This window comes from Carnobacterium sp. (assembly GCF_032094055.1).
Lineage (GTDB): Bacteria > Bacillota > Bacilli > Lactobacillales > Carnobacteriaceae > Carnobacterium_A.
Window position 1 is genome coordinate 24,348 of sequence record NZ_DAMDAK010000026.1, and the last position, 3,540, is coordinate 27,887.

Below are 3,540 nucleotides of genomic sequence, written 5' to 3' on the forward strand. Positions count from 1 at the left end.
GACAGAAGCAAATAAGGCGGTCATAGGATTGACTCCGGCAATCAGAGCAAAACCAATGACTTCTGGAATTAAAGCAATAGAGGTCACCATGCCAGCGAGAATATCATTTTTTGTATTTCCCAGCCATTCTTCTTTTTTTATCGCAATTAACATTATTTCATTCCTTTTCTTTAAAATTTTTAACTTTTTCAACTTATAGAATAGAGCACTATAGATCTGACTTCTATTTTATTATGCCTATAGCAGCTTTAGCTTCCCTACAGCTTTTAGTTAAAATAAATAACTCATAAGTAATCCAACAGTTAATAAGAACCCAAAGAAGGTAGTTGTCAGAGCAGTTGCTTTCATTGCTATACGCATATATTGTGGCTCAGCCGATCCTTTACGAAAGCCTTGAATGGCTTCGAAGGGTTTTTTTACCGTTAAAAAGACCACAAAGGCCCAAGAACTGATATATCCTGTCATAACCAAACAGACAAGCCACAAATACGAAATAGCAAAGGCACTAGTTAATACTAGCAAGGCTTTCTTTTTTCCAAGAAGAATCGGCAATGTTTTTCGTCCGCCTTTTTTATCTTCTTCCATATCGCGGATGTTATTGGATAGATTAATGGCCCCCACTAAAATCCCGATGGGAATGGAAATCAACAGGCTTTGAAGGGTAAGGGTCTGTGTTTGAACAAAGAAAGCAATTAAGATGAATCCTATGCCCATTGATGCTCCAGAGAACAGTTCCCCAAAAGGAGTATACGCAATGGGTAAGGGCCCGCCGGTATATAAATACCCAATGGCCATTCCCAATAAGCCGATAAGTGCCAACCACCAACTGCTATTCAGACAAATATAGATACCGATAACAGCAGCTAAAATATATAATAAGACTGCTGTGGTTAAGACGTTTTTTGGCTGTAATCCGTGTCGCACAATACCTCCGCCGATCCCTGTAGAGTCGGCTGTATCCAATCCGCGTTTAAAATCATAATATTCATTAAATAGATTTGTTGCAATTTGAAGCGCTAAACAGGCTGCCATCATTGCAACAAATAAAAGCCAGTTGATCTTTGATTCAGACATGGCTAGGACAGTTCCCAAAATGATTGGAGAAAAAGTCGCTGTTAAAGTATGTGGACGCGTCATTTGCCACATCAATTTTGCAGGACTTACTTCTTTTTCATATTCCATAAAATAGTTCAACTCTCTTACTGTAATATATTTTCCTATTCGTGTTGCATACAGAAAATGAAAGTCTGTATTGCTAGCGACTTTGCTAATTATATAAGATACGTCTGATGATTTAAAGGCCAAAATAGAGAAAACAGGAGAATACGAAAATAAGCGTCATTTATTTCTTTATTGTGAAATGAAAAGAAATTCATTATAATGAGATTAAAAGAAAAGAGGTAAAAAATGAATTGGAATAAAGAAACAGCAGAATTGAAAGTACATTTTTCACCTTATTTTAAGGGTTTATGGTACATTACAGATGGTAAAAAAATCCTAGCAGCAGAGAATGAAACGGATTTGGTATGGTCGGCCAGTATTATAAAATTACCTATTTACCTGTATTATTATGAAAAAGCTATGCAAGGCGAAATAGATTTGGCAACGGAAGTCAACGTTCCAGTCAAGAACCGAGTAACTGGGTCTGGTATTTTGCATTTATTAACATCGAGAGAAACATGGACATTAGAAGAATTACTGCAATTGATGATTGCTGTTTCTGATAACGAAGCAACCAATCAACTCATTCAATACGCAGGATTGAAAGCGCTACAAAATTGGATAGCTACTAAAGAATGGAGCGAAGAAATTAAATTACGTCGTTACTTAATGGATTATGCCTCGGGAGTGACGAATGAAGTTTCAGCCAGAGGAGCGGTAAATATCCTGCAAGATATCCTGGCATTAGGCAAACAGCAGGCAGAATGGAAAGATCGTATTGAAAAACCTTTGTTGAAACAACAATTCCGCAACGGGCTGCCAGGAGCCTTAGATGAGCGAGAACTGCCTATTTTGGAAATGATGAATAAAACTGGAGAAGACAATGGCATTCGACATGATGTAGCTTTATTCCGTTATCATGATCAAGAGTTATTTGTAGGTGCGTTGACACACGAGGTTAAAGAAGAAGCAAAAGCGTATGAATGGATGCAAGAACTTGGAAAACGAGCCTATGAAACAGTCAAAGCTGCTGATGCCGAAAAAGATAGGAAAGAAGCTTAAAGAATAGTGATAAAAAGGATGAGATAAATGAAGAAAATGATAAACGCGAGCTCAACATTTTTATGGACTACTCCTGAGCCACATGAAGTAAAAGAACTGCTCAGAAAGCAAGAACGGAAAGAAACGTTTTATCAGTTAACGGATGAAGCAGCCTTAACATTATATGAAGACCGTTTAGTCGATTCAGAATTGCTATATGGTGAAATCGTGGAAGTACTAGCAAATGAAGGGAACTATACTCAAGTAGTTGTGCCCGATCAAAAAAATTCTAAAGAGCCCAAAGGGTATCCAGGCTGGGTATTTAGTGACGACCTAAGCACTTTGCCAGAAAATTGGACTGCTGCGTTAGATAAAGTTGCTATTAAAAAAGCGACAGCTGAAGTAACGTTTTCCTCTGAATCCCAAAAGAAACAATGTGTTTCCATTGGAACAATTTTATCTGTAGTGGGTTCTGATGAAGCGACTTATCAGGTGATTACCCCTGATGGAATAGGAACAGTCGTTAAAGAATCAGCTCAATTACTTGGTACAGTGATTGAAGAACCAGCCGAACAAATAATTGCAAGAGCTAACAGCTTTTTGGATTTGCGGTATATTTGGGCTGGTACAAGTGCAGCTGGTTTTGATTGTTCCGGTTTTGTGTACAGTCTCTACCGAACTCTTGGCATTTGGTTGAGTCGTGATGCGGAGGATCAAGCGTCAGAAGGAATGGAAGTGGATTACCGGGATGCCGAGCCAGGCGACTTGCTGTTTTTTGCATATGAAGCCGGTAAGGGAAGAGTTCACCATGTGGGCCTCTATCTTGGAAATGATCAGATGATCCATTCACAAACGCCTGGTTCAAAAGTACTGATCACAACTCTTTCTGGAACCAATTATGAAACGGAATTGTGTACGGTCAGAAGACTGATTTGACTAAAAAGCAGCATAAAAATAACTAAAAAATAAAATGAGATAAAAGAAGGGAAGGGTGGGGGAAATGAAAAGATGGTTAAGAGGACTGGGTATGATTGGATTAGGGCTTGCTTTAAGTGCTTGCGGCAATACGGGAGAAACAGCAAAAGGAGATTCCGCTTCATCAGTGACAAGCGAAGAAAAACCGCTCGCTGAGACACAAGAATTACGCTTAACAGCGGCATCTGAAATACCTTCATTGGACACAGCTGTTGCAACAGATTTAACAAGTTTTACAGTTATGAATAATGTATTTGAAGGGCTATATGAACTAGGACCAGATAGCAAACCGGTTTTAGGGGTAGCGGAAGAGAAACCGGAAATAAGCAAAGATGGCAAAACGTATACATTCCATATTCGTAA

Annotated in this window: 3 protein-coding genes and 2 pseudogenes; 3 read left to right on the forward strand and 2 right to left on the reverse strand. The window is 38.7% G+C overall.

Translation table 11 applies throughout. The features are described 5' to 3' along the window. Both RT405_RS05845 and RT405_RS05850 read right to left on the reverse strand, forming a co-directional pair. Window positions 1-153, reverse strand: a pseudogene (locus RT405_RS05845) (sulfate permease); the annotation flags it as partial. Window positions 154-270: 117 nt separating this feature from the next. After that, a complete protein-coding gene (locus RT405_RS05850; protein ID WP_313468356.1) occupies window positions 271-1,182 on the reverse strand; it encodes a 1,4-dihydroxy-2-naphthoate polyprenyltransferase in 912 nt (303 codons plus the stop codon). Between the two features lie 225 nt (window positions 1,183-1,407). Here RT405_RS05850 and RT405_RS05855 point away from each other — a divergent pair, with 225 nt between their 5' ends. The 3 genes and pseudogenes from RT405_RS05855 to RT405_RS05865 form a co-directional block, all read left to right on the forward strand. Further along, entirely contained in the window at window positions 1,408-2,223 is an 816-nt protein-coding gene (locus tag RT405_RS05855; RefSeq protein WP_313468357.1) for a serine hydrolase, read from the forward strand. A 27-nt stretch (window positions 2,224-2,250) separates the two neighbouring features. Next, on the forward strand, window positions 2,251-3,138 hold the full coding sequence (locus RT405_RS05860) for a C40 family peptidase (RefSeq protein ID WP_313468359.1): 888 nt from the start codon (window positions 2,251-2,253) through the stop codon (window positions 3,136-3,138). Window positions 3,139-3,202: 64 nt separating this feature from the next. Next, a pseudogene (locus RT405_RS05865) lies at window positions 3,203-3,540 on the forward strand (peptide ABC transporter substrate-binding protein); the annotation flags it as partial.